28 protein-coding genes and 1 pseudogene are annotated in these 25,118 nt (G+C 73.5%); 15 read left to right on the top strand and 14 right to left on the bottom strand.

The genetic code is table 11. The features are described from left to right. Positions 1-66: 66 nt before the first annotated feature. The gene (locus ACBJ59_RS00665) at positions 67-648 is read left to right on the top strand and encodes a GNAT family N-acetyltransferase (protein ID WP_375108204.1); all 582 of its coding nucleotides are present in this window, start codon (positions 67-69) and stop codon (positions 646-648) included. 38 nt (positions 649-686) lie between these two features. Here the strand turns inward: ACBJ59_RS00665 and ACBJ59_RS00660 are convergent, their stop codons facing one another. After that, positions 687-1,916: an epoxide hydrolase family protein gene (locus ACBJ59_RS00660; RefSeq protein WP_375108203.1), complete on the bottom strand. Its 1,230-nt coding sequence runs from the start codon at positions 1,914-1,916 to the stop codon at positions 687-689. A 30-nt stretch (positions 1,917-1,946) separates the two neighbouring features. Continuing rightward, the gene (locus ACBJ59_RS00655) at positions 1,947-2,399 is read right to left on the bottom strand and encodes a MarR family winged helix-turn-helix transcriptional regulator (protein WP_375108202.1); all 453 of its coding nucleotides are present in this window, start codon (positions 2,397-2,399) and stop codon (positions 1,947-1,949) included. 127 nt (positions 2,400-2,526) lie between these two features. Here ACBJ59_RS00655 and ACBJ59_RS00650 point away from each other — a divergent pair, with 127 nt between their 5' ends. Then, the gene (locus tag ACBJ59_RS00650; RefSeq protein WP_375108201.1) at positions 2,527-3,090 is read left to right on the top strand and encodes a dihydrofolate reductase family protein; all 564 of its coding nucleotides are present in this window, start codon (positions 2,527-2,529) and stop codon (positions 3,088-3,090) included. 4 nt (positions 3,091-3,094) lie between these two features. Here the strand turns inward: ACBJ59_RS00650 and ACBJ59_RS00645 are convergent, their stop codons facing one another. Then, on the bottom strand, positions 3,095-3,466 hold the full coding sequence (locus ACBJ59_RS00645) for a winged helix-turn-helix transcriptional regulator (protein ID WP_375108200.1): 372 nt from the start codon (positions 3,464-3,466) through the stop codon (positions 3,095-3,097). Between the two features lie 39 nt (positions 3,467-3,505). On the opposite strand from ACBJ59_RS00645, the gene ACBJ59_RS00640 reads away from it, so the two are divergent. From ACBJ59_RS00640 to ACBJ59_RS00615, 6 genes are all read left to right on the top strand, one after another. Then, positions 3,506-3,661: a hypothetical protein gene (locus tag ACBJ59_RS00640; protein WP_375108199.1), complete on the top strand. Its 156-nt coding sequence runs from the start codon at positions 3,506-3,508 to the stop codon at positions 3,659-3,661. Continuing rightward, positions 3,658-3,846 carry a hypothetical protein gene (locus tag ACBJ59_RS00635; protein ID WP_375108198.1) on the top strand — a complete coding sequence of 63 codons (189 nt, stop codon included), beginning with the start codon at positions 3,658-3,660 and terminating at the stop codon, positions 3,844-3,846. The genes ACBJ59_RS00640 and ACBJ59_RS00635 overlap by 4 nt, the downstream gene beginning before the upstream one ends. Continuing rightward, entirely contained in the window at positions 3,843-4,112 is a 270-nt protein-coding gene (locus ACBJ59_RS00630) for a hypothetical protein (RefSeq protein WP_375108197.1), read from the top strand. Before ACBJ59_RS00635 ends, ACBJ59_RS00630 begins: the two co-directional genes overlap by 4 nt. A 348-nt stretch (positions 4,113-4,460) precedes the next feature. Continuing rightward, positions 4,461-5,447, top strand: a complete 987-nt coding sequence (locus tag ACBJ59_RS00625) for a hypothetical protein (protein ID WP_375108196.1) — start codon at positions 4,461-4,463, stop codon at positions 5,445-5,447. 37 nt (positions 5,448-5,484) lie between these two features. Further along, a complete protein-coding gene (locus ACBJ59_RS00620) occupies positions 5,485-6,339 on the top strand; it encodes a sulfite exporter TauE/SafE family protein (RefSeq protein WP_375108195.1) in 855 nt (284 codons plus the stop codon). A 174-nt stretch (positions 6,340-6,513) separates the two neighbouring features. Next, positions 6,514-9,672: a BTAD domain-containing putative transcriptional regulator gene (locus ACBJ59_RS00615; protein ID WP_375108194.1), complete on the top strand. Its 3,159-nt coding sequence runs from the start codon at positions 6,514-6,516 to the stop codon at positions 9,670-9,672. Between the two features lie 3 nt (positions 9,673-9,675). Here the strand turns inward: ACBJ59_RS00615 and ACBJ59_RS00610 are convergent, their stop codons facing one another. Both ACBJ59_RS00610 and ACBJ59_RS00605 read right to left on the bottom strand, forming a co-directional pair. Continuing rightward, positions 9,676-10,125, bottom strand: coding sequence for an SRPBCC domain-containing protein (locus ACBJ59_RS00610; RefSeq protein ID WP_375108193.1), 450 nt, complete (start codon positions 10,123-10,125; stop codon positions 9,676-9,678). Between the two features lie 183 nt (positions 10,126-10,308). After that, on the bottom strand, positions 10,309-11,232 hold the full coding sequence (locus ACBJ59_RS00605; RefSeq protein WP_375108192.1) for a LysR family transcriptional regulator: 924 nt from the start codon (positions 11,230-11,232) through the stop codon (positions 10,309-10,311). Positions 11,233-11,336: 104 nt separating this feature from the next. On the opposite strand from ACBJ59_RS00605, the gene ACBJ59_RS00600 reads away from it, so the two are divergent. After that, positions 11,337-11,555 carry a hypothetical protein gene (locus ACBJ59_RS00600; protein WP_375108191.1) on the top strand — a complete coding sequence of 73 codons (219 nt, stop codon included), beginning with the start codon at positions 11,337-11,339 and terminating at the stop codon, positions 11,553-11,555. Positions 11,556-11,601: 46 nt separating this feature from the next. On the opposite strand, the gene ACBJ59_RS00595 is transcribed toward ACBJ59_RS00600, so the two are convergent. From ACBJ59_RS00595 to ACBJ59_RS00555, 9 genes are all read right to left on the bottom strand, one after another. Continuing rightward, positions 11,602-12,705, bottom strand: coding sequence for a hypothetical protein (locus ACBJ59_RS00595; protein WP_375108190.1), 1,104 nt, complete (start codon positions 12,703-12,705; stop codon positions 11,602-11,604). After that, entirely contained in the window at positions 12,702-13,220 is a 519-nt protein-coding gene (locus ACBJ59_RS00590; protein WP_375108189.1) for a SigE family RNA polymerase sigma factor, read from the bottom strand. Before ACBJ59_RS00590 ends, ACBJ59_RS00595 begins: the two co-directional genes overlap by 4 nt. A 100-nt stretch (positions 13,221-13,320) precedes the next feature. Next, on the bottom strand, positions 13,321-13,911 hold the full coding sequence (locus ACBJ59_RS00585; protein ID WP_375108188.1) for a TetR/AcrR family transcriptional regulator: 591 nt from the start codon (positions 13,909-13,911) through the stop codon (positions 13,321-13,323). Between the two features lie 59 nt (positions 13,912-13,970). Beyond that, entirely contained in the window at positions 13,971-14,837 is an 867-nt protein-coding gene (locus ACBJ59_RS00580; protein ID WP_375108187.1) for an aldo/keto reductase, read from the bottom strand. A 108-nt stretch (positions 14,838-14,945) separates the two neighbouring features. Then, a complete protein-coding gene (locus ACBJ59_RS00575; RefSeq protein WP_375108186.1) occupies positions 14,946-17,426 on the bottom strand; it encodes an ABC transporter permease in 2,481 nt (826 codons plus the stop codon). Further along, complete coding sequence (locus tag ACBJ59_RS00570; protein WP_375108185.1) at positions 17,423-18,193, bottom strand: ABC transporter ATP-binding protein; 771 nt, start codon at positions 18,191-18,193, stop codon at positions 17,423-17,425. Before ACBJ59_RS00570 ends, ACBJ59_RS00575 begins: the two co-directional genes overlap by 4 nt. Positions 18,194-18,340: 147 nt before the next feature. Beyond that, on the bottom strand, positions 18,341-19,006 hold the full coding sequence (locus tag ACBJ59_RS00565) for a response regulator (protein WP_375108184.1): 666 nt from the start codon (positions 19,004-19,006) through the stop codon (positions 18,341-18,343). Further along, the gene (locus ACBJ59_RS00560; RefSeq protein ID WP_375108183.1) at positions 19,003-20,223 is read right to left on the bottom strand and encodes a sensor histidine kinase; all 1,221 of its coding nucleotides are present in this window, start codon (positions 20,221-20,223) and stop codon (positions 19,003-19,005) included. Before ACBJ59_RS00560 ends, ACBJ59_RS00565 begins: the two co-directional genes overlap by 4 nt. A 127-nt stretch (positions 20,224-20,350) precedes the next feature. Then, the gene (locus ACBJ59_RS00555) at positions 20,351-20,737 is read right to left on the bottom strand and encodes a winged helix-turn-helix transcriptional regulator (protein ID WP_375108182.1); all 387 of its coding nucleotides are present in this window, start codon (positions 20,735-20,737) and stop codon (positions 20,351-20,353) included. 157 nt (positions 20,738-20,894) lie between these two features. Between ACBJ59_RS00555 and ACBJ59_RS00550 the strand changes: the two genes are divergently transcribed. The 6 genes and pseudogenes from ACBJ59_RS00550 (at position 20,895) to ACBJ59_RS00525 (ending at position 25,063) form a co-directional block, all read left to right on the top strand. Beyond that, positions 20,895-21,854 carry a zinc-binding alcohol dehydrogenase family protein gene (locus ACBJ59_RS00550; RefSeq protein ID WP_375108181.1) on the top strand — a complete coding sequence of 320 codons (960 nt, stop codon included), beginning with the start codon at positions 20,895-20,897 and terminating at the stop codon, positions 21,852-21,854. 36 nt (positions 21,855-21,890) lie between these two features. After that, positions 21,891-22,655 (top strand): SDR family NAD(P)-dependent oxidoreductase, encoded by a 765-nt coding sequence (locus tag ACBJ59_RS00545; protein WP_375108180.1) that lies wholly within the window; start codon positions 21,891-21,893, stop codon positions 22,653-22,655. A gap of 25 nt (positions 22,656-22,680) precedes the next feature. Next, positions 22,681-22,857: pseudogene (locus tag ACBJ59_RS00540) on the top strand (nuclear transport factor 2 family protein); the annotation flags it as partial. A gap of 44 nt (positions 22,858-22,901) precedes the next feature. Continuing rightward, positions 22,902-23,072: a hypothetical protein gene (locus ACBJ59_RS00535; RefSeq protein ID WP_375108867.1), complete on the top strand. Its 171-nt coding sequence runs from the start codon at positions 22,902-22,904 to the stop codon at positions 23,070-23,072. Between the two features lie 71 nt (positions 23,073-23,143). Continuing rightward, the gene (locus tag ACBJ59_RS00530) at positions 23,144-23,689 is read left to right on the top strand and encodes a PadR family transcriptional regulator (protein ID WP_375108179.1); all 546 of its coding nucleotides are present in this window, start codon (positions 23,144-23,146) and stop codon (positions 23,687-23,689) included. Between the two features lie 51 nt (positions 23,690-23,740). Beyond that, a complete protein-coding gene (locus ACBJ59_RS00525; protein WP_375108178.1) occupies positions 23,741-25,063 on the top strand; it encodes an FAD-dependent oxidoreductase in 1,323 nt (440 codons plus the stop codon). Positions 25,064-25,118 lie beyond the last annotated feature (55 nt).

Here is a 25,118-nt window from a genome sequence, read left to right as displayed (position 1 = left end):
GTAAGGCATGATCGAGGTCGTTCATCGTAGCGGCCCGTCTCCCCATGCGAACCCGGAGGAACCCGTATGCCCCAGCTCCTGCCGCCGGTCGTCGCGCGCGGGTCGTTCGGCAAGGCGCCGCAGCCCGTCCTCACGTCGGAGCGGAACCTGCTGCTGAGGCCCTGGGCCGCGGCGGACGCCCCCATGATCGTCGACGCGTTCAGCGACCCGGCCACCCGGTACTGGCACGGCCGCTCCGTGGAGTCCGTCGCCGAGGCCGGCGACCTCATCGACGACTACACCCGCGGCTGGAGCGAGGAGACCAGCGCGAACTGGGCGGTGGTCACGGACGAGGGCGAGGTGCTCGGCCGGGTCGCGCTGCGCACCATCGACCTGGAGCAGGGGGAGGCCGAGGTGGCGTACTGGATGCGGGCCGCGGCGCGCGGGCGGGGCGCGGCGCCGGCCGGCGTCCGCACGCTGAGCGCCTGGGCCTTCGGCATCGGGCTGCACCGCCTGTTCCTCAACCACTCCGTCCGCAACGCGGCCTCCTGCCGGGTGGCGGAGAAGGCCGCGTTCGCCCTCGAGGGCACCAGGCGCAGCGCCTACCTGCACTCCGACGGCTGGCACGACGTGCACCTGCACGCCTTGATCGGTCCGGAGCCCGGGTAGGTCGCGGAGCATGCCGGCCCCGGCGATGCGCCGCTCGGTCAGCGGCGGCCGCGGAAGGTGCGGCGCAGGTCCCCGACCCACTCGCCGGGGATCTCCCACGGGATGAAGTGCCCGCCCCGGTCGTGCACGGCGATGTTGACGTGGTTGTACCAGGCGGCCCGGTCGCCGTCGAGGAAGCCGCGCACCCGCTGCTCGCCGGTCGTCACGCCCGGCGGGTTCTCGTAACCGACGAACGTGATGCCCGTCGGCGCCTCGACCACCGGCCGGCGGTCGTGCGACGGCGTCCACGGGTAGCGGTTGTTGTTGGCGTAGGTGCGGATCGAGGTGTCGATCGCGTCGCCGGCCCAGAAGATCGTCGCGTGGGTGAGCAGGTCGTCCTTGGTGAACACGCTCTCCAGGTCCCCGCCGTTGTCGGACCAGCGGGCCCAGCGCTCCAGGATCCAGGCCAGCATGCCGGTGGGGGAGTCGGCCAGCCCGTAGCCCAGCGTGGAGGGGGCCAGCACGTGCGCCGCCAGGTGCGCCGCGAAGCGCCGGTCCAGCTCCAGGATCCGGGCGCGCACGTCGGCGGGCAGGCCCTCCGGGATGGGCATCCCGCCGCTGAGGTCCCAGGCGCGGTCGCCGTTGAACATGGTGAGCTTCTGCGCCGAGCCGATGTGGATGCCATGCAGCTCGCCGGCGTACTTGTGGCCGAGCTGGCCGGTGACCAGCGCGCCGACGTCGCAGCCCGCGGCGGCGTACCGGTCGTGTCCGAGCACGCCGGTCATCAGCTCGTGCCAGACCTCGGCGATCTTCCAGAAGTTCATGTCCGGGTGGTGCGGCAGCGGGGTCGAGAACCCGAACCCCGGCAGCGACGGCACGATCACGTCGAACGCCTCCGCCGGGTCGCCGCCGTGGGCGGCCGGGTCGGCGAGCGGGTCGACGACCTTCGACCAGTGCCAGAAGGTCCACGGCCAGCCGTGGCTGAGGATCAGCGGCACCGGGTCCGGGCCGACGCCGGGCCTGCGCATGAAGTGCACCGGCACGCCCCCGACGTCCACGCGGTAGTGCTCGTAGGCGTTGATCGCCCGTTCGGCCGCCCGCCAGTCGAACCCGTCCGCCCAGTACGCCACCAGCTCCCGCAGGTAGCCGGCGCGCACCCCGTAGTAGCCGTCGTCGTTGCCCGCGTCCAGCGGCCACTTGGTCCTGGCCAGCCTGTGGCGCAGGTCGTCGAGCACCTCGTCCGGCACGTGCAGCGGCACCGGACGGAGGGGGAACGGTCGGGTCGGCATGGAAAGTCTCCTCCTGATCTTCGGGGCGCGTCAGCCTTCGAGGCGGGCGGCGATCTCGGTCAGGCGGGCCAGGACGCGCGCCGAGCCGGCCAGTGCCACGCGCTCCTCGTCGCTCAGGTGGTCCACCAGGCGGGACAGCCTGGCCACCCGGTCCGCGTGACGGGAGCGGACGACGTCCCTGCCCTCCGGGGTGAGGTCCAGCAGGACGGCGCGCCCGTCGCGGGGATCGGGGCGGCGTGACACCAGCCCGTCCCGCACGAGGTTGGCCACCAGGCTCGTGAGCGCGGGCTGCTTGAGCTGCTCGGTCGCCGTCAGATCGGTCAGGCGCAGCGGGCCCCTGCGGTCGAGCGTGTGCAGCACGGACAGAGCCGAGAAGCTGAACCGCCGGACCGAGGGCAGCCGGATGAAGTAGGCGTTGAAGTCCTCGATCACGGTGGTCAGCCCGTCGAGGTCCACCACAGGGCGGTCCGGCGAAGGCGTCACGCCGCATTTATATCAAAGTTCGATGTATGTCTGACCGGAAGGATGCCGTAAACAATCCGTAAGCGATCTCCGCGAAGCTGAGGGCACATCAGGGCACCACCACTGAAGCACCGGAAGGACGAACCCCATGCGTACGTTCAAGCTCCAGGTCCAGACCACCGTCGACGGCTACATGGCCGGCCCGAACGGCGAGATGGACTGGATGAAGATGCCGTGGAGCGACGACATCAACACCTACATCGACGCGCTCACCGAGCCGGTCGACTGCATCGTGCTCGGCCGCAAGCTCGCCGAGGGCTTCATCCCGGCCTGGGCCTCCGAGCCCGAGCACGAGACCAAGGAGTCCATCGACTGGATGAACAACACGCCCAAGGTCGTGGTCTCCAACACCCTCACCGAGTCGCCCTGGGCGAACGCCACCGTCGCGGGCGGCGACCTGACCGAGATCGTGAACCGGCTCAAGGCCCAGCCCGGCGGCGACCTGATCGCCTACGGCGGCGGCACCTTCGTCTCGAACCTGATCGCCAAGGGCCTGCTCGACGAGCTGCACCTGTTCGTCAACCCGACCGCGATCGGCGCCGGGATGCCGGTCTTCCCCAAGCTCGACACCAACCAGCGCCTCCGCCTCGTCGCCGCCCGCGCCTTCGAGTGCGGGATCACCGCGCTGCACTACGAGCCGGAGCGCTCCTGAGCCGTCAGTTGCGGCTGTCGTAGTCCCGCCTCGCCGCGACCAGCGACGGGATGGCGCGGCGGGCCCACTGCGCCAGTGCCTCCAGGGGCTCGCGGATGTCCTCGGCCAGCGGCGTGACGGCATATTCGACGCTCGGCGGCGAGTCGGGGCGGACGGTCCGGGTGATCAGGCCGTTGCGTTCGAGGTTGCGCAGGTTGAGCGTCAGCATGCGGCGGCCGATGCCCTCGATCGCCCGCTCGAGCCGGCTGAACCGGCGCGGCCCCAGGCCCAGCTCGACCAGGATCTGGATGCACCACTTGTCGCCGATCAACGCCAGCACCTGGGGGAGCGGGCATTCGTCGACCTGGTCCGTTACCGCGGTGTTCCGTCGCGACAAGGAAGTGCCTCCTTCTTCTCCGGCGACGGCCCGCCCGTCGTGCTGCAGCCCGGGATGTTCGAGGACGGCGGGCACTGGGCGCACCTCGGCTACACCGAGGTCCTGGCCGCCTCCCACACGGTGATCGCCATCGACCCGCTCGGGCTGGGGGCGAGCGACGCGCCGCCTTCTGGGGGTACTCGCTGGGCGCCATGACCGGCTACGCGGTGGCCGCGCACGCGCCCGAGCGGCTGACCCGGCTGGTGGCCGGCGGCTTCGACCCGGACGGTTTCCGGTCGCGGGTGCCGGGCGTGCTGGCCGCGCTGGGCTGCCGGGCGACTTCGACGTGTACGAGATCGTCAAGGGTGGTGCGCTGGAACACCCGTACCAGGTTGCCGTGATCGAGGCCGGCGACCCGGCCGCGCACCGAGCCAACTACGACATGTTCTCGCGCGAGCCCGGCCTGGGCGGCGAGCTGGCGGCCTCCGGGGTGCCGACGCTGATGTACACGGGCACGGCCGATCCGTGGCACGACCCGATGCGGGACTACGCGCGGGCCCACGGCGCAGGGTTCTTCCCGGTCCCCGACGCCGACCACGGCGGGGCCCCGCGGCGGACGGCCGAGGTGCTGCCGCGCGTGCTGCCGTTCCTGGGGGCCGCTCCGTGAGAAGATCGAGATCATGATTGGACTGCCTGGCTCCAGCCGCCCGGGCGCTCACGCCCGCGCGACGGCCACCGACGCCTCTGTTGCCGCTGTGAGGGTGGGTACGGTCGAGTGCTGAGCATGCCCCGAATCGACGACGCGTCCGGACCGGCCGGGAGCCTGCGGGCCGCGTTCTTAGGCGGACCCGGAGGCCCGGGCCGCGACCCGCGCCCGGTTGCGGCGACTCCGGCCACAGCGGCCCCGGCCCCGGCCCCGGCTGTGGCCCGCCCGGCAGAGGCGGCAGCGGGACCGGGCGAGGCGGCGGCGGGACCGGCTCAGGCGGCGGGACCGGCTCAGGCGGGCCCAGCGGAGATGGGCCGAGCGGGGACGGGCGGTCCGGGGATCGGCGGTCTCGACGCGGGCGGTCTTGAGGCGGGCGGTCTTGAGGTCGGCGGTTCCGGGGCGGCCGGTTCCGAGACGGCCGGGGTCGGGGCGATCGGCGGGTTGCGGCCGCGCCACCGTCCCGGTGACGGCGGAGACGTGCCCGCCGCCGACGTCGGCCTCGTGGAGGCCCTGGCCCCGCGGACCCGCCGCACGGTCGCCGCCTGGCTGCTGGACGGGCCGTCACCGGCCACCCGCCAGACCCGCCTGCAGGTCCTGGCCGCGTTCCTGCGCTGGCTGCACGCCGTGGAGCCGGACCTCGACCCCCTCGCCGTCACCGGGGCCCACCTCGACGCCTACTGCGCCGGCGCGCTCGCCGGCACCCTCACCGTCGGCGTACGCACCCCCGGCAGGCCCCTCGCCCCGGCCACCGTGGCCAGGAAACGCGCTGTGCTGTCGTCCTTCTACACCCACGTCTGGCGCAGCGGCGCCGTCCGCCATGACTCCGTGCCCGGCGAGTCCCGGACGCTGACCCGGGAGGACCGGCGGCAGCTGCGCCGGGGCATCGCCCGGCTGGCCGCCGACGGCCGACCCGCCGAGGCGGCTGCCGTGGCGCTGCTGGAGGCCACCGGCGCCACCGCCGACGCCCTGGCCGGCCTGACCCTGCAGGACCTGCGGGCGGTGAACGCCGGCGAGCCCGCCATCGTGACCGTGCACGACGGCCGGGGCGACCTCGTCGCCTTCCCGGTGCCGGAGCCGGTCCGCCCGCTGCTGCGCGCCCTGTCGTCGGCCCGGACCCCCGGGGAGCCGCTGCTCCGGCGGGCCGACGGGCAGGCCGTGGACGTGCGGTGGCTCAGGGCCGCGCTCACCGACGCCGCCCTGGCCGGCGGCATGCCGAGGGCGCGGGCCGAGCTGCTGGACCCGTACCTGATGCGCGCCACGACCGTGACCGAGCTCCTGCGCGGCCGGGCCACCTGACGGGTCGACGGCGCACGTCATGCCCCCGGGAGGCGAGATGGGAGCATCCGGCGGAGAGCCGGGCGGGCTCCGCTCGTCGCCGGTGGTGTTCGCCGCGGGGGCGGCCGTGGGCACGCTGGGCGGCATGATCGGCCTGGGCGGCGCGGAGTTCCGGCTGCCGCTGCTCATCGGCCTGTTCGGGTTCGCCGCGCTGGCGGCGGTCATCGTGAACAAGGCGATGAGCCTGGTCGTGGTGGTCGCCGCGCTGCCCGCCCGGCTGGCGGCCGTCCCGCTCGCCGAGCTGGGGGCGCACTGGACGGTCGCGGTGAACCTGCTGGCCGGGAGCCTGCTGGGGGCGTGGGCGGGCGCGTCCTGGGCGGTGCGGATGCGGACCGCCACCCTGTACCGGGTGCTGGCCGGGCTGCTGGTGCTCATGGCCGCGGCCCTGGTCCTCACCCACGTCACCGTCCTGGGCGCGATGGCGCTGCCCGGCCCGGTGCGGGCGGTGGCGGGGATCGCGGCCGGGTTCGGCATCGGCGTGGTGGCCGCCATCATGGGCGTGGCCGGCGGGGAGCTGCTGATCCCGACGATCGTGCTGCTGTACGCCGTGGAGATCAAGGTCGCGGGCAGCCTGTCGCTGCTGGTGTCGCTGCCCACGATGCTGGTGGCCTTCGCCCGCTACAGCCGCGACAGCAGCTTCGCCGTCCTGGGCGCCAACCTGCGCTTCACCGCGATCATGGCGGCCGGTTCCGTCGCGGGGGCGCTGCTGGGCGGCCTGCTGCTGGGCGTGCTGCCGGACGCGGTCCTCATCCCGGGCCTGGCCGCCATCCTGCTGGTCTCGGCGGTCAAGCTGGCCCGCCAGGCCGTGCCGGAATCCGGCGGAAAGATCACCGGGAGCGGTACGGCCGGGTGATGGCATCACCCCTGGGGAAGGCCGTCCTGCCGGTCGCCCTGATCTCGGTGCCGGCAGGGTGCGGGCGGCTGCGGAGCGGGGAGCCGGTCGATCGACGCAGTCGCCTCCCGCAGTGCTGGAGGGGGCGTTAAATGTTCTTTTCGTGCGTTTACGGCCGCACATAAGGTGACGAGCATGCGTTTTGGAGTCTTGGGGCCGCTGGCCGTGTGGACCGACGCGGGGGACGCCGTCACCGTCCCCGGTCTCAAGGTCCGGGCCGTCCTCGTGGACCTGCTCGTCCACGTGGGCCGTCCGGTGTCCGTGGACCAGCTGGTCGACGACCTGTGGGGGAACGAGCCGCCGGGCAATCCGGTGGGCACGCTCCAGGCGCGCGTCTCACAACTGCGCAAGGCACTGGAGGACGCCGAACCCGGCGGGAAGAACCTGGTCGTCTCCCGCGCGCCCGGCTACCTGCTGCGCCCCGACGACGGGGCCGTCGACGCCACCCGCTTCACCGCGCTGCTGGCGCGGGCCGAGGCCGCCGACAGCCACAGGACCAAGGCGGGGCTCCTGGCCGATGCGCTGGCGTTGTGGCGGGGCTCGGCGTACGCGGACTTCGCGGACCAGGAGTACACCAGGTCGGCGATCCTCCGGCTGGAGGAGCAGCGGTTGTCGGCGCTGGAGCAGCACGCCGAGGCGCGGCTGGAGCTGGGCGAGCACGGGCTGCTGGTGGGCGAGCTGGGCGACCTGGTGGCCCGGCATCCGCTCAGGGAGCGGCTGCGTGCCGTGCACATGCGGGCCCTCTACCGCGCCGGACGCCAGAGCGAGGCCCTGGCGGGGTACGGCGAGCTGCGCGACCGGCTGGCCAAGGAGCTCGGGCTGGCCCCCGGCCCCGAGCTGGTCGCGCTGCACCAGGCGATCCTCGGGCAGGACCCGGCGCTGAGCGTGCCCGCCGAGCGGCCCGTGACGAACCTGCCCGCCTCCGTCAGCAAGCTGATCGGCCGGGACGAGGCCGTGGCGGAGGTGTGCGCGCTGGTCGGGGAGGAGCGGCTGGTGACGCTCACCGGCACCGGCGGGGTCGGCAAGACCCGGCTGGCGCTGGAGGCGGCGAACCGGCTGGTGGACGGCTTCCCGGACGGGGCCTGGCTGGTCGCGCTGGACCAGGGATTACGCTTCCCGGCCGAGGCCGTCATGGCGGCCCTGGACATCCGTGAGGACGCCGCTCCCAAGGCCACGGGCGCCGGGGACGAGGCCGACAGGGCGCCGGCGCGTCAGCTGGCCGCCGCCCTCAGGCCCCGGCGGATGCTGCTGGTGCTGGACAACTGCGAGCACGTGGTCGACCAGGTCGCCGAGCTGACCGAATTGCTCCTGCGGGCCTGCCCTGACCTGCGCATCCTGGCCACGAGCAGGGAGCCGCTGGCCGTGGCCGGCGAGGTGTTGTGGAGCGTGCCGCCGCTCGACGTCCCCACCGCCGCCGACCTGGCGACCATGGCCAGGTCCGACGCTGTCAGGTTGTTCGTGATCCGGGCCGCCGCCTCCACCCGCGGCTTCGCGCTCGACGCGGGCAACGCGGCAAGCGTCGCGCAGTTGTGCAGGCGGCTCGACGGCATCCCGCTGGCGCTGGAGCTGGCCGCCACGCGGGTGCGGGCGCTCGGCGTGCGGGGCGTGGTGGCCCGGCTGGACGACAGGTTCCGGCTGCTGGCCTCCGGCCAGCGCGGCGCCCCGGCCCGCCAGCAGACGCTGACCGCGGTGATCGACTGGAGCTGGGACCTGCTGTCCGAGGACGAGCGCGTGGTGCTGCGCCGCCTGGCCGTGCACGCCGACGGGTGCACGCTGGAGGCCGCGGAATCCGTCTGCGCGCAAGCCGGTCTCGATGTGCTCGACCTGCTCGTACGCCTGGTCGACCGCTCGCTCGTGGTCGTCGCGGACGCCCCGGCCGGAGTCAGGTACCGGCTGCTCGAATCGGTGTCGGCGTACTGCGTGGCCAGGTTGTCCGACGCCGGCGAGCTCGACCGGGTACGCCTCGCGCACCTGCGCCACTACCTGGCCCTGGCCGTACAGGCGGAACCGGGACTGTACGGGCACGAGCAGCGCGACTGGCTGCTGCGCCTGGACGCCGAGGCCGCGAACATGCGGGCGGCACTGGACACGGCCGTCGCCCACCGGGACGGCGAGAGCGCGGCGCGGCTGGTGAACGCGCTGGCCTGGTACTGGGTCCTGCGCGGCAGGCTGGCCGAGGGCAGGCGGTCCCTGGCGACCGCGCTCGCCATCAAGGGGGAGGCCGCTCCCGGCCGGGCCAGGGCGGCGGCCTGGGAGGCGGGGTTCGCGCTCATGCTGGGCGAGGACGTCGAGTGGGAGGCGGCGGTCGAAGCAATCGAGGACCCGGGTGAGAGGGCCCGGGCCCAGCTGTTCGTCGCCCTGCACATCAGGGACATGGCGGCCGGGCAGGACCTGGCGCGCAGGGCGCTGGCGACATTCAGGGCCGTCGGGGACCGGTGGGGCATCGCCGTCGTGCTCAGCAGGCGGGCCAGGGACGCGTTCACGCGGCGGGACGTCGTGGCGCTGGAGCGCGACGGCGAGGAGAGCGCGCGGCTGTTCACCGAGCTGGGCGACCGCTGGGGCCTGCTGCGCGCCACGGAGTGGCTCGGCGGGCTGGCCGAGATGGCGGGCGACTCCGAGCGAGCCAACCGGCTGTTCGGCGAGGGACTGCGCATGGCCGAGGACCTGGGGTTGTGGCCGGAGGTCGCCAAGCGCATCGCCTGGCTGGGCTGGATGGCCATGCAGACCACCGACTACGACCGTGCCATCGAGTTCTGCGAACGCGCCATGAAGCTGGCCATCGGGCAGGGATACAAGGAGGGTGAGACCATGGCCGAAATGGGCCTCGCCTTCTCCGCGCGCCGGGCCGGGCGGCTGGACCTGGCCGAGAGGCACCTGCGCCACCTGCTCGAAGGGGTGCCGCGCGACCCGGACATCGAGCCGGACCTGCACCTGCCGACCACACTCATCGAGCTGGGCCACCTCACCGAGCTGCGCGGCGATCCGGCCGCGGCCATGGACCTGCACAGGGAGGCGCTGGCCGCCGCCAGGAAGATCGGCGACCCCAGGACGGCGGCGTGGGCCGTGGAGGCCGCGGCCCACGCCTCGGGTCCGACCGAGCAGGCCGCCAGGCTGCTGGGGCTGGCGGCCGCGGCCAGGGAACGCAACCAGACTCCCGGGAGCCCGTCGGAGCTGAGCGAGATCGAGCGCGTCGCGGCCGTGGTGCGCGCCGCGCTCGGGGAGGAGACGTTCAAGGCGGCCTACGAGCAGGGTGCCACTCACAAACTCGACGAGGCGTACGAGCTGATGAGGTGATCTCTAGTCCACCTGCTCGGCCAGGCGGTCGAAGAACTCGATCCAGCCCGCCTTGGCCTGCTCGGCGTGCTCCTGGTCGGTGTTGACGCCGTACTGGTGGAAGCGCATCTCCGTCCGGTCGCCGCCGTCCACCGCCGTGAAGTCGATCGTCACCACGGACGCCGGCCCCTCGCCGGGATCGTCGGGGTCGCCGGTGGTGAAGACGAGCCGCCCAGGGCCCTCCACCTCCCGGTACGTCCCGCCGAGCGTCACCTCGAATCCCTCGTCTCCCACCAGCGCGACATGCCAGATCCCGCCGGGCCGGGTGTCCAGAGTGATCCGGTCCACCGGAGTGGCCGGCATCCGGGGCCCGAACCACCGCGAGAAGCGCTCGGGCTCGGTCCAAGTAGCCCAGACCAGCTCGCGGGGGGCGTCGAAGAGGCGAGTGATCTCGTATTCGGCGGTCTGGGTCATCGTTCTGCCTTCCGTGCTCGGTTTCGATGACTCCAAGGTGCCGGGCCACGCTTACGATCCCCTTCTTGTGGGCTTAAGCGCTCCCCGGCGGCCGGACAGGGCGGCGCCGACGGCCGCCGCCACCGTCCAGCTGCCGAACTGGTCGGCCTGGACCTGAGCCAAGGAGAGCCGCTCCGGGTAACGTCAGGACCCGCCATCGTGGCGGTACCCGGCCGGAAAATCCGTTTCGAGGAACGCCCGGGCCTGCGCGGTGATGTGGTCGCGGCGCCAGATCAGCGTCAGAGGGCGGCCCAGGGCGGGCTGGCGCAAGGGGAGGGTGACCAGCCGCGGGCCCAGGCGCCGGGCGGCCGAGCGCGGCATGAGGGCGATGCCGAACCCGTGCTCGACCAGTTCGGCCAGCAGGGCCAGGTCGTCGGTCTCGGCGCGTACGTCGGGGGCCAGGCCCGCTTCGGCGCAGGCATGCTCCAGCGCGGCACGCAGCCCGGTACCGGGAGTGAGCGTGACGAGCGGCTGCTCGTGCAGGTCGGCGAGAGCGGCGTCGGCGCCGGCGGCGAGCGGGTGCCCGGCGGCGACGGCGATCACGAGCGGCTCATGGCCGAACTCGCGGGCGGCCAGTGTCGCAGGCAGTCGCTGCCCGGTGGGGCCGGCGGGCAGGCGAGGGCCCGCGGTGCCGATGAGGGCGGTGTCGAGGTCACCGGCGACCACCTGCTGGACGAGTTGCTCCGGGTCGCCGGTGCGTACGGTGAGGCGTACTCGGGGGTGGCGGCGCTGGAAGTGGCCGAGCCGGTCGAGCAGCGTCGCCGGCGGCGCCGGGACGGTGCCCATGGTCAGGTGCCCCGCCAGCACGCCCCGCAGCGCGGTGACCGCGTCCCGGCCGGTGGCGGCCGCCTGGAGGGCGGCACGGGCGTGGGGCAGGAAGGCCTGCCCGGCAGCGGTCAGCCGGACCTGCCGCTCGGTCCGGTCGAAGAGCTTCTCGCCGAGTTCGCGTTCGAGCTGGGCGATCTGCTGACTGATGGCGGGCTGGGCGACGTGGACGCGGGCCGCCGCACGGGTGAAGCTGCCCTCTTCCGCCACGGCCAGCGTGTACCGCAGCTGGCGAAGCTCCATAAGCCCTCCTTATCGTGGTGCCTAAGGATCATATCTTGGACTTATGGGACGCGTGGCGGCAGGCTGGGACGTACACACCCCGGCCCGCTGGAAGGAGACAGCTCATGTCCCGTCACCACCAGGCACTGATGGTCTGGATCGCCGTCCTGCCCACCCTCACCGTCGTGCAGTTCGCGCTCGGCGGCCTGCTGGAGGCGGTCCCGCCGTACCTGCGGCCGCCGATCGTCGCCACCCTGGTGGTGCCGATCGTCGTCTACGGGCTGCTGCCGCGACTGCAGCAGGTGCGCGCCCGGCTGACCAGGGCGCGGGCGGCCGGCGAGTGAATCCGATCGGTCGCCTGAACCGGCTCGACGCCTTGCGGAACACGGCCTAGTCGCCGGGCTGCGACACCGCTCCCGGCAGGGTCAGGCGGGTGATCCTGGTGCCGTAGCGGGCCAGCAGCCGGGCCTTCCCGGTCGTGACGTCCACCCCGTAGCGGCTGCGTCCCTTCCGGCCCAGGTACTCGACCGACACCTCCGACCCGCTCCGCCACACGGAGCTGTCGACGGGCCCCTGGTCCGCGGGCATGCCGTGGACGGCCACCTTCCGCAGGGTCCGCCCGGTCCGGGCGTCGAGCAGGGTGAGCCTCGGCTTGCCGCGGTCCTTCGTGTCGAACGCGGCCACCGTCCGGCCGTCCGGCGCGACCTCGCTGAAATTGATGAACACGCCGTCGAAGCGCACCGGCTTGCCGCCCCCCGTGATGGGCATGAGCCACAGGTCCGTCTTGATGTACCGGACCAGCTGGACCACGCCGCCCTTGATGCCGACCACCTCGTACCTGCCGTCCACCGGCATCGTCCCACCGGTACGCGTGTCGATCAGCAGCGCCGGCTCCTTGCTCCCCTCCCGGGGGTCGAAGAGCAGATGACGGCCGTCGTCGGAGACCGCGAGCATGGAGCTCGTACTGATCCGCTCCTCCGGCACCCTGACGGGCGAGGTCACCTCGGCCCCGGTCACCAGGTCGCGCACCACGTGCGCCTGGGCGTCGCGGCTGTAGTAGGCGAGCAGGCGCCCGTCCCGGCTGATCGCGACCGGCACGGTCTCCTGCCCGGTGCGGGCGAGCGCCTGCGGCACGCGGTACGTCCGGCCGGCGGCCGTGACCACCCGCCACTCCACGTCGTCGCAGTCGATCGTCCGCGCCTCGCGGTCCACGCGGCACGGCGTCTGGTACGCGTGGTCGAGCGCTCCGACCCCGCCCCCGGGCAGGTCGGGCAGCGTGGCGGCGTCCTGCTGCGGCGTGGCCCGGTCCGCCGCCCACCGCCACGGCAGCGCCACGGCCGCGCTCGCCGCGCAGAGCACCGCGACCGTCGCGACGGAGGCCAGCGCCACCGTGGCCCGCCTCCGGCGCCGGTGACCGGCGATGGCCACATCGGCCAGGTGCACCAGGGGAGCCTCGGTGGCGAGGTCGCCCAGCGCCTCACGCAACCTCGTCATCGCGTCACCTCTTCGAGCTGGGGGTCGGACAGCAGGTGGATCAGCTCGGGAGCGATCGTGCGCAGGCGGGCCAGCGCGTGGTGGGTCTGGCTCTTGACGTTGCCGACCGAGCAGCCGAGCACCTCGGCTGTCTGCGCCTCGGTGAGGTCCTCCCAGAAGCGCAGCACGATCACGGCCCGCTGCCTGGGGCCGAGCCTGGCCAGCGCCTGGCGCAGCACGATCCGGTCGAGCGCGGACTCGTCCGAGGAGACCCCGCGCTCCGGCACCTCGGCGCTCGGCAGCTCGAACCTCGGCCGGCGGCGCCACGAGATGTACTGGTTGACCAGCGCCTTGCGGGTGTAGGCCTCGGGACTGCCGCCCCTGGACAGCTTGCCCCACTGCCCGACGACCTTGATCAGCACACTCTGCAGCAGGTCCTCGGCGAGATGGGCGTCGCCCGTGAGCAGGTACGCGGTCCGCATCAGAGCTTGCTGGCGGGCCAGCACGAACTCGCGGAAGCCGTCGTGACGGTCCAATGTGTTCTCCTCTCGCCCGTTCCCAACGCCATCCGGCGGGCGAAAGGTTGCACCCCGGCCCGCGGCGATCCCGCCGCGCGTGCCGGGGCTCGCGAACCGTTCAGCGATAGGGGTCGATCGCGCGCCGCATGGCGTCGCGGACCTGCTCGGGAGAGTCTCCCTGGCGCAGGCTGGTGAGGGCGGCGCCGCCGACCGCGCCGCACATGCCGCCGACCAGGGCGGCCGCGCCCACCCGGTCGAGCTCCTCGGGGCAGGCCCGTAGCAGCGCGTCGGTCAGCTCGGCGTGCGCGGCCAGGAAGCGCTGCAGCAGCCGGCCCTGCGCCGCGGGCGAGGAGGCCAGCACGTCGGCCCGCAGCCGCGCGGGCCCGCCGGCCAGGTCGGCCTCCCAGGTGCGGGCGATCATCTCCTCGATCGCCCGCGCCAGGACCGCGGCGGGCTGCTCGCCGGGGCGCCGCCCGGCGACGGCGGCCAGCCCGAGGTCCATCCGGACCTCGGTGTTGGCCAGCAGCACGTCCTCCTTCGTGGGGAAGTGCAGGAAGAAGGTACGGGTGGACACGTCGGCCGCCGCGGCGATCTCGGCGACCGTGGTCCTGTCGTATCCCTGCCGCTCGAACAGCCTCAACGCCTCGGCGATGAGCGCTTCCCGCGTGCGCTGCTTCTTGCGTTCCCGGCGCCCCGGTTCCTCCACCATAGGGATCCCGATGCTAGTCCCATCGGCCCCCTGAGACGCCGCGAGAGGCGATCAAGGGACTAGCCGAGGCGGGCGAGCTCCTCCTCGCTGAGCTCCAGCGTGGCGGCGGCGACGGAGTCGAGGATGGTCTCGGGGCGGCTGGCGCCGGGGATCGGGATGACCACCGGGCTGCGGGCCAGCTCCCAGGCCAGGCAGACCTGCTGCGGGGAGACGCCGTGCGCGGCGGCGATCTCGGTGAAGGCGGCGTTGCGCTCGCGCAGCTCCCCGGTGCGGCCGATGCCGCCGAGCGGGGACCACGGCAGGAAGGCCAGCCCGAGCTCGGCGCAGACGTCGATCTCGGGCTCGCTGGAGCGGAACCGCGGCGAGTACTCGTTCTGTACGCTGACCAGGCGGTCGCCCAGGATGTCGTGGGCGAGCCTGATCTGCTCCGGATTGGCGTTCGAGATGCCGGCCCGCTGGATCTTGCCGGCGTCGTGCAGCTCCTTCAGCGCGCCGATCGTCTCGGCGTACGGGACCTTCGGGTCGGGACGGTGGTGCTGGTAGAGCCCGATGCTGTCCACACCGAGGGCCTTCAGCGAGCGGTCGCACGCCTCCTTGAGGTACGACGGGCTGCCGTCGACGTCCCAGCCCCCGGGGGTGCGGGTGTGGCCGCCCTTGGTCGCGACGAGCACGGCGCCGGCGTCCCCGCCCCACATGGACAGGGCCCGGGCCACCAGGCGTTCGTTGTGGCCGACGTCCTCGTGGGAGGGCGTGTAGGCGTCGGCGGTGTCGAACAGGGTGACACCGGCGTCCAGGGCCGCGAGGAGGGTACGGATCGACTGCGCCTCGTCGGGCATGTGACCGGCCACCGACATGGGCATGGCCCCGAGCCCGATGACCCCGACCTGGAGGTTTCCGATGGCGCGCGTTGGCATGGCGTTGTGCATGGCAACACCTTGTCTGCTGGAGCGCACTCCAGGTCAAGCCGGCCGGGGACACGTTCGGCGAGAGGGGCGCCGGTCGCGAGCGGTTCGCCACGGTCGAGGCCCGCCCGGTCACGTCTCGGCGAGAGCGTCCACCGGCGTCGCCCGGGCCGCCCGCCGGCCGGGCAGGACCGAAGCGAGGACGCCGGCGACGGCGGCCACGACGGTGACCCCGAGTGTCTGCGGCACCGACATGGCGAACTGGATGTTCTCGAGGTTCAGCTGGCCGCTGACCGCGTGGGCGCCGACCCAGCCGAAGAACGTGCCGGCGGCGATGCCGACGGCGGCGCCGACGAGACTGAGCAGGGCCGCCTCGATGGCGAGCATCCAGCGCAGCTGCCGGCGTTGCAGTCCGAGGGCACGCAGTAGCGCGGACTCGCGGGTCCGTTCGAGCACCGACAGACCGAGGGTGTTGCCGACGCCGACGAGCGCGATCAGGACCGCCACCGCGAGCAGCATGGTGGTCAGCGCCAGCAGCCGGTCCAGGGCCGTGTGGTAGACGTACTTCGCCGACAGCCCGCCGCCGACCTCCGCGCCGGTGAGGGGTTCGACGACGGTACGCAGCTGCGATCGCAGCTCGGTGATGTCGGCCCCCGGCCGGGCTTTCGCCCACGCCGTGCCGACCGGGGCGTCGCCGTCGAGGGTCGAGAGCACGCGGGGTGCGACGATCAGCGCGTCGGCGGGTGCGAGGTGGTCGGCCTCGACCGGTAGGGTGACCGACCCGGACCGGCCGGTGACGGTGACCGGGCTGCCGGCCCGGATGCCGGCGTCGGAGAGCAGGTACGGGTCGGCGAGGATGACTCCGGCGGTGATCGGCGGGTGCGGGGCCGACACCAGGGCCATCGCGTCGGCGTCGGGGCCCAGCGCCCGGACGCGCTTCGGTTTCCCGCCGCCCTCGAAGGTGACCCGCGCCGACCGTACCCCCGTGACGTCGGCGATCCCGGCGACCGCGGCGATGTCGTCGGCGGCGCGGGCCGGCAGCGGCCCGTCGAACATCGACACGGTGACGTCGACCGGGAAGCGGGCGTCGAGATTGCCGTCGGCCGTCGCCTTCATGCTCGCCGCGCCGACCTGGAGGGCGACGACCAGCCCGACGGCGAGCATCAGCGCGGCACCGGTCGCGGCCGCCCGGCCGGGATTGCGCAACGTGTTGTCGGTGGCCAGCCGCGCGGTCGGCCCGGTGCGACGCAGGGTCGAGCCCAGGCCGCGCAGCAGCGCGGGCAGGTACAAGCCGACGGCGGAGAGCAGCCCGACGGCGCACACGAACGACCCCGCGACGGAGTACAGCAGCGCGAAGGCGGTGTCGGCGAAGCCGAGGCCGATCGCGGCCAGCCCGAGGACGACCATGGCGAGGGAGCCGGTACGGCGGACGAGTGACGTCCGGCGCCCGGTCGCGTCGCCGGCGACGGTGCGGAGCGCCTCCAGCGGTGCGATCACGGCGGCCCGTCGCGCCGGCACCAGCACTGACAGCACCGCGATCGCGACCCCGACGAGGGCGACGGCGGTCACCTGCCCGGCCGGTACGGTGAGCGGCCCGCCCAGCACGACCGCGACCACGGCCGAGAGCGCCACGCCGAGCCCGACGCCGAGCAGCGACCCGATGGCGCCGATCGCGGCCGCCTCGACGAGCAGCCCGCGCTGGATCTGGCCGCGCTGGGCGCCGACCGCCCGTAGCAGCCCGATCTGCCGGCGCCGCTGTGCGACCAGGATCAGGAACGTGTTCACGATCATGATGCTCCCGACCAGCAGGGCGACCGCGCCGAACACCAGCAGCAGGAGCTGGAAGATGAACACGCCCTGGGTCTTCTCGGACATCTTGCGCTGGGCGAATCCGGAGGACGTCTCCACCCGGTTGCCTCCGGCCACCGCCTCGACGTCTTCGGCGAGCCGGTCCTGCGGGACCGTGCCGTCGCCGATGACGAGGATCTCGGTCTGCAGCGACGTGTGGATCGAGTCCGCGGCGGAGTAGAACGACGGTGCGACGAAGGAGAACTGCGCCAGTCCGGACAGCAGCTGGTTGCCCTCGTGGGTGAGGCCGGTGACGGTCAGCGTCGCCGAGGAGTTGCTGTCGTTGATCGTGATCCGGTCGCCGACGCCCAGGTTGAGCTGCCGCGCGGTGAGAGTGGTGAGGACGATCTCGTCGGGCGTCCCGGGCCAGCGCCCCTCGGTCAGGTCGGTCCAGCGCAGCCCCGGGTTGGCCGGCACCGACTGCTGCTGCACGTACTCGGAGGAGCCGGTCACCCGCCCGCGGGAGAGGAAGCTGAGGTCGGCCGAGGCGACCCCGGCCACCTCCGTGATCCGGGCGACCAGGCGGGCGTGCGCGGCCGGGTCGCCGGTGCCGACGGTGACCACGACGTCCGTCTCGGCGGTCCGGGCGATGACGCTCCGCTCGAACGCCGCCGTCTCACCGGCGAGGACGGTCACGGAGGCGGTGAGGTAACCGACGCTGATCATGATCGCGACGACGACGGCGATCACGCGGCGCGGGTTGTGGCGCAACTCGGTGAGCGCTGTGCGGGCCATGGGGAAGCGGGTCTGACGGCCGGTGGTCATGCGGCGAGCCTCCGCATCGCGCCCAGGACCGCGTCCGCGGTGGGGCCGTTCAGCTCGTCCACGATCCGCCCGTCGCTGAGCAGCAGCGCCCGGTCGGCGTACGACGCGGCGATCGGGTCGTGGGTCACCATCACGATCGTCTGGCCCAGCTCACGGCAGGAGCGGCGCAGGAAGCCCAGCAAGGTCGCCGCGGTGTGGGAGTCGAGGGCGCCGGTCGGCTCGTCGGCGAAGACCACCTCCGGTCCGGTCACCAGGGCACGCGCGATCGCGACCCGCTGCTGCTGCCCACCGGACAGCTCGGCGGGACGGTGGTGCAGACGGTCGCCGAGACCCAGCGAGTCCACGACCGCTGCGAGCCGGGCGGGGTCCGCCGGACGGCCCGCGAGCTCCAGCGGCAGCAGGATGTTCTGCACCGCCGTCAACGTCGGGAGCAGGTTGAACGACTGGAACACGAACCCGATCCGGTCTCGCCGGACCCGGGTCAGCTGCCGGTCGTCGAGCGCGGAGATGTCCTGGCCGCCGATGTACGCCTGGCCGCCGGTGGGCCGGTCCAGCCCGGCCAGGCAGTGCATGAACGTGGACTTGCCGGAGCCGGACGGGCCCATGACGGCGGTGAACGTCCCGCGCCCGAAGGCGGCCGTGACGCCGCGCAGCGCCGGTACGGCCGTGTCGCCGGTGCCGTAGGTCTTGGTGAGGTTCCGTGCGGCGGCCGCGGATGTCGTGTCCTGCGGCTCCCGGCGGTCCACGGCGGAGCTGTGTGCGGTCATGAAGACCCCGTCTGTCGCTGCTGATTTCGTCGCGTCCCAACGTATGGAGCAGCGGGCGGGCAACAGATCGGCCCACGGTCCGGACCTCGGCACGGCGTCTGCGACCGTGGTCGTAGGACCGGGGTCGTGGGATGACGTGGCCGGGGATCACCGGCGGTCCAGTGTGGCCACGCCGGTCTCGAACGCGAAGAGCACCAGGGCGACCCGGTCGCGGCACTGCAGCTTCGACAGCAGGTTGCCGATGTGGGTCTTCACCGTGCCCTCGGCCATGTGCAGCCGGGCCGCGATCTCGGCGTTGGTGGCGCCGGACGCGATCGCGTCGAGCACCTCGACCTCCCGGGGTGTGATCAGCCCGAGGCGTTCGTCGGGGGCGGCCGGCCCGCCCGGCAACCGGTCGACGAAGTGAGCGATCAGCCGCCGGGTCGCGGACGGCGCGACGACCGAGCCGCCGGCGGCGACGCCGCGGACCGCCGCCAGCAGCTCCTCCTGGCGGGCGTCCTTGAGCAGGAACCCGGCCGCGCCGGCGCGCAGCGCCGCGAACACGTACTCGTCCAGATCGAACGTGGTCAGGATGAGCACTCGCGCCGGATGGCCGAGCCGGGTCAACCGCCTGGTCGCCTCGACGCCGTCCATGACCGGCATCCGGACGTCCATCAGCACCACGTCGGCGTCGACGTCTTGCAGCTTCGTGACGGCTTCCCGGCCGTCACCGGCCTCACCCACCACGGTCAGGTCGTCCTGCGTCTCGATCATCATCCGCAGCCCGGCGCGGACGAGCCGCTGGTCGTCGACGAGGAACAGGCCGAGCGTCATCCGCCCGCCGATCCCGTCGCACGGTGCGCCGGCAGGACCGCGTGCACTTCGAAGCCGCCGCCGGCGCGAGGGCCGGCGGTCAGAGTGCCGTCGTGCATCTGGACCCGCTCCCGCATCGCCGCCAGGCCCGTGCCCCGGCCGTCGGCGGCCGACGCCGCGCCGTACCCGTCGTCGCGGACGACGAGGTCGATCGCCCGCTCGCCGATGTCGAGCCGTACGTCGACCGCGGCGTCGGGCCCGGCATGCCGCAGCACGTTGGTCAGACTCTCCTGGACCACGCGGTACACCGTCATCCCGGCCACCGGGCCGACCTGCCGCCGGTTGCCGACGACCCGCAGCCGGACCCGGCCGTCGAGCCGGGACACCAGCTCGTCGATGTCGCCGATCCCGGGCGCCGGTCGGTAACTGGCCTCCGGCCGGCCGGTCGCCGCCGGTCCGTCGCCGCGCAGCATCGCGACCAGCTCCCGCAGGTCGCCGAGGGCCTCCCGGGCCGTCTCGGCGATGGTCTCCAGGATCTCCGGGGCACGCTGCGGGGACCGCGCCGTCAGCGCCCGGCCGCCCTCGGCCTGGACCGCGATGACCGACAGCGAGTGCGCGACGATGTCGTGGACCTCCCGGGCCACCGCGGTGCGTTCCTCGGCCGCCGCCGCCTGGACGGCACGTTCGTGCTCGGCCAGCGCCAACCGCTGCCGTTCGGCGCGTTCCCGGTCCCGCCGCTCCCGAAGCTCCTCCCGCTCGCGGGCCCGCCGGCCGGCGACGTACGCGGCCACGACGACGGCGCCGCTGCCGGCGATCGAGGTCACCCAGTCCCGCAGGGTCGGCGATTCCGGACGGCCGGTCAGCCACCGGGCCGGCCCGACCACCGCTCCGATCAGCGCCACCGCCAGCGCGGCCCGGGCCGCCCCGATCCTCGACCAGCGGGCCAGGCTGTGCACCACGACCGGCACCGCCACGACCGACAGCGTCGAATCGGCCAGCACCACGACGTGGACCACGGCCGCGACGGTCACCGCGGCCAGCGCCGCCCACGGGTAGGCCCGGCGCAGCACCAGCGGGGCGCACATCGCCACGACGAGCGCCGCGTTGGGCAGGCGCGGGTAGACGGCGATCCCGGCCGCGGCCAACCCGATGGCGAGCCGGGCGTCGCGGAGCAGGAGGCCGGCGGGGTGGGTGTCGAGGAGCAGCCGGCCGGCGGCGGAGCGGTGCGGAGAAGGCATGGCGCACACCACCGTAGACGAGATCGGAGCCGCCGCCATCCGACCACGGTCGCAGTCAGCCGGCCGCGACGTGTCCGCGGATCGCGCGGCCCAGCCCGTCGATCGCCTGGTAGGTGGGGTGCCGTGGTCAGCGGGCGTCGAAGGCGGTCCTCGAGTCCAGGATGCCGGCGGCGTTGTCCTCCGCCCAGCCGGCCAGGGCGCGGACGACCTCCAGCAGGCTGAACCCGCGCGCGGTCAGCGCGTAGTCGACCCGCGGCGGCTTGGTGTCGTGGACCGTCCGTGTCACCAGGCCGTCCCGCTCCAGCCCCCGTAGTGTCGCGCTGAGCATGCGCTGGGTGATGGGCTCGCTCATCCGGCGCAGCTCGTTGAACCGCCGGGTGGTGTCGCCCAGCTGGCAGATGACGACCACCGACCACTTGTCACCGATCCGTTCGAGAACGTCGCGGATGAGGTCGCGGCCCTGCTCGCACAGATCGGCGGCGGTGTCGTCCAGCTCCGTGATCGGATGCGCCATGTGCGCAGTATACGAGAGATACCAGGTTCCGCACGGGGTGGTTCTTCCGGGGATACCTGGGCACGTTGAAGTGCTCTCTTGTCACGTTCACCGCAGCGGTGCCAAGGTACGAATTGCGAACCTGGTATACGAAGAGAACCGCCTTGGAGCTGCGACTATGCGAGCAATCGGATTGTATGAGTTCGGCGGGCCCGACGTTTTGCGGGTCGTCGACCTGCCGGAACCGCATGCCGGGCCCGGGGAGGTACGGGTGCGGGTGCGCGCGGCCGCGGTGAATCCGGCGGACACGCTGCTGCGCTCCGGCGTGCACGCGCGGGCGTTCGCCGGGGTGCCGGCTCCGTACGTGCCCGGGATGGACATCGCCGGCGTGATCGACGAGATCGGTCCGGGGGCGGAGACCGAGCTGTCCCCGGGGGAGCCGGTGATGGCGATGGTGATGCCGCTCGGCCCGGCCGCGGGCGGCTACGCCGAGTACGTCGTGCTGCCGGCCGGCTGGGTCGTCCGCGCGCCCGCGGGCACCGATCACGCGGCGGCGGCGACGCTGCCGATGAACGGGCTCACCGCGCAGCTGACGCTTGACCGGCTGGCACTCGCCCCCGGCTCGGTCCTGGCCGTGATCGGGGCCGCCGGGACGCTCGGCGGGTACCTGGTCCAGCTGGGCAGGCACGCGGGGCTGACCGTGGTCGCCGATGCCGCGCCCGCTGACGAGCCCCTGGTCCGCCTGTCCGGCGCGGCCGACGTCGTGCCCCGGGGGTCCGATGTCGCCGCACGCATCCGGGACCGGTATCCGGACGGCGTGGCCGCGATCGCCGACACCGCGCTGGTCGGGCCGCGGCTCCTCGGCGCCGTACGTGACGGCGGCACGTACGCCCGGTTCCGCAGCAGCGGGGAACCCGGCGCCCACGAGGTCGACGGCAACGGCCGGATCACGGTGCGGACGCCGTTCGTCCCCGACTACGCGGGCCGGACCGACAAGCTGCACCAGATCCGCCGGCTGGCCGAGGACGGCGTGCTCACCCCGCGCATCGCGGCGACCCTCCCCGCCGCCGAGGCGCCCGACGCGCACCGGCGGCTGGAGGCCGGCGGGCTGCGCGGCCGGCTCGTGCTCACCTTCTGACCTCACTCACCATCACTGACAAAGGAGTTAGCAGTCATGTCCGCACGTTTCGCAGGGAAAGTCATCCTGATCACCGGCGCCACCTCCGGCATGGGCCGTGCCACCGCCGAGCGGATCGCGGCCGAGGGCGGGCGGGTCGTCCTGGCCGCACGCGGCAAGGAAGCCGGCGACGCGCTGGCCGCCGAGCTGCGTTCCGCCGGAGGCGAGGCCACGTTCGTACCCGCCGACGTGACGGTGGAGGCGGAGGCGGCGGCGCTGGTCCGGCAGGCGGTCGAGCGGTACGGCCGGCTCGACGGCGCGTTCAACAACGTCGGCGCCGCCACCGCGATCGGCCCGGTGACCGACATCGACGGCGACGCCTGGCAGGCCGACCTGGCGCTCAACCTCAGCAGCGTCTTCTTCGGCCTGAAGCACCAGATCCCCGCGCTGCGGGCCGCCGGCGGCGGCGCGATCGTGAACAACGCTTCCGTCCTCGGCGTCACCGGGGCGGCGGGCATGGCCTCCTACAGCGCCGCCAAGCACGGCGTGGTCGGGCTCACCCGCTCGGCGGCGCTCGACGTGGCCACGGCCGGCGTACGGATCAACGCCCTGGTCACCGGCGGCGTCGACACCCCGCTGACGCGGGCCAACCTGGGCCCGACGCCGGAGGAATCCCTGCGCGCGGCCGCGGCGATGCACCCGCTCGGCCGGATCGCCCGGCCGGAGGAGATCGCGGCGTTCGCGGCGTTCCTGCTGAGCGACGAAGCCGGCTTCATCACCGGGGCCGCGCTCGCGATCGACGGCGGGATGACCGCCGCCTGACGAGCGGCGGCGAACGATCGAATCCATGCTCCGTGACGCGTTGCGGCGCCTTGTCGACATCGAAGAGATCAAGCAGCTCAAGGCGCGCTACTTCCGGTTCCATGACACCAAGGACGGGGACGGATGGCTCAGGCTGTTCGCACCGGAGATCCACCTCGAGGTCGACGGGACGGTGCTCCGCGACCCCGCCGAGCTGGTCCGCATCACCAGCGGCTGGAACGGGAACGCGATCGCGGTGTCTGGAGCATGGACGGCTATCTCGAATGGCCCGAGAAGGACGGCCTGCCGCAGGGAATGCGCGGCTACGGGCACTACCACGAGGAATACCGGAAGATCGACGGCAAGTGGCTGATCAGCCGCCTGCGCCTGGATCGCCTGAAGCTCGAGGTGTTCGAGGGCGGCCTGCCTCCCGTGTGAGGTCGATCCGGAATGCCGGTCTTTGCGCGCACCCCTTGCGCGACTTCAGCTACTCGTGTTTGAGTACTCATATGCGAGCAACCCGCCTGTTCATCCTCGGCGCCCTGGCCGACGGCGGCCCCATGCACGGGCACCGGATCCGGGCCGCCGCGCAGGTGGACCGGGTCGAGCTGTGGGCGGACGTCAAGCCAGGCTCGCTGTACGGCGCGTTGCGCCGGATGGCCGACGAAGGCGTGGTCGAGGTGGTCCGCACCGAGCAGGAAGGCAACCTGCCCGCCCGCACGGTGTACGGCATCACCGGCAAGGGCCGGGCGGAGCTGGTCTCGCTGATCAGATCCGTCCTCGCCGACACGAAGCTCCGGCCGGACCCGATCCAGCTGGTGCTCCTGCACGGCGGCGAGATCGGCCCCGACGAGCTGCGCGCCGCCGTCCAGCGGCGGCGCGACGCCTACGCCACCCAGCTCGGTTTCTGGCGCAACCTGCGCGTCGAAGCCGAGCCGTATCTGACCAGGCTGGAGGCCGTCGCCTTCGACTACACCCTGATGCGCCTGGAGACGGAGCTGGCCTGGCACGACCGGCTGTTCGCGGAGCTCACGGACGCGACCGGACAGCCCTGACGGCTTCGGGCGCGCCCCGAGGCCGCGCCCTCTACCAGGAGGCGGGAACCCATGTCCCCAAGGCGCCTGAACGTCGCCGTGATCGGCGGCGGGATCGGCGGGCTCTGCCTGGCGCAGGGCCTGAGACGCGCCGGCGTGCAGGTCACCGTGTACGAACGCGACCGCACCGCCGACTCACGGCTCCAGGGCTTCCGGCTGAACATCGATTCGGCCGGGAGCCTCGCCCTGCACGCCTGCCTGCCACCCGCCCTGTGGGAGCTGCTGGTGGCCACCGCCGGCGACCCGGGCCCCGGCATCAGGTTCCTCGACGAACGGATGCGGCCACTCGTCCGCATCGGCCGGGACGACCGCGAACCAGACCCGCTGGATCCCACCACCGGCCGGCACGCGGTCAGCCGCGTCACCCTGCGCAGGCTGCTGCTGGCCGGCCTGGACGACGTCGTCCGCTTCGGCAAGGAGTGCACCGGCTTCACCCGGACGGACGGCGGGACGGTCACGGCCACGTTCGCCGACGGCACCACCGCGACCGCCGACGTGCTCGTCGCGGCCGACGGCGCCGGCTCCCGGGTATGGGCGCAACTCCACCCCGCGGCCGGCCGCGACACCCTGCCCGCGACGGCCGTCGCCGGCAAGCTCTTCCTCACCGAGGACAACCGGCGATGGCTGCCGCAACAGCTGCTGGCCGGCATGAACGTCTTCTGGCCGCCCCGCGACTTCCTGTTCACCGCGATCTTCCGCAGGCGCGAGGATCCGGCGTCGATCGCCGCCCGGCTCGGCGACCGGGTACGCGCGCTCGGCCTGGACCCCGACCGCCTGCTGGCCGACGCGCGGGACGACGACTACGTGCTGTGGGCGTTCATCGCGCACCGCGACTGCCTGCCCGCGGACTTCACGCCCAAGGCCCGGGCCGATCCGGCGGCGGTGCGCGAACTGCTGGCCCGGCGGACGGCCGGCTGGCATCCCGACCTGCGCCGGCTGCTCGCCGACTCGACCCCGGACACCCTCTACCGGACCGAGTTCAGCGCCGCCGTACCCCTCCGGCCATGGCGGACGGGCAACGTCACCGGGCTCGGGGACGCCGTGCACCACATGCCCCCGGTCGGCGGGCTCGGCGGCAACACGGCGCTGCGCGACGCGCACCGGCTCTGCGCCGCGCTCGCCGCCGCCGACCGCGGCGACATGCCGCTGCGGCAGGCGTTGCACGCCTACGAGGCGGAGATGCTGCGCCACGGGTTCCGGACCGTTCGGGAGGTCGTCCGCAACACCGGCGCCGCGATCACCCGCAGCCCCGTCAGGCGGTCGGCGAGCCGGTGGTTCTTCCGCGCATGCGGAGCCGTCCCGCCCCTCGGCCGGGCGGCGCTCGGGGAGCACTGACGTCGCCGCCCGCGACGGTGTCCCAGCGGCACCGCGCCGAGCAACGTCGACCAGA

This window comes from Nonomuraea sp. MTCD27, from assembly GCF_041950495.1.
In the GTDB taxonomy this organism is placed as follows: Bacteria; Actinomycetota; Actinomycetes; order Streptosporangiales; family Streptosporangiaceae; genus Nonomuraea.
Note: the sequence above shows the minus strand (reverse complement) of the source record. Positions and strands in the feature narration are given on the sequence as shown.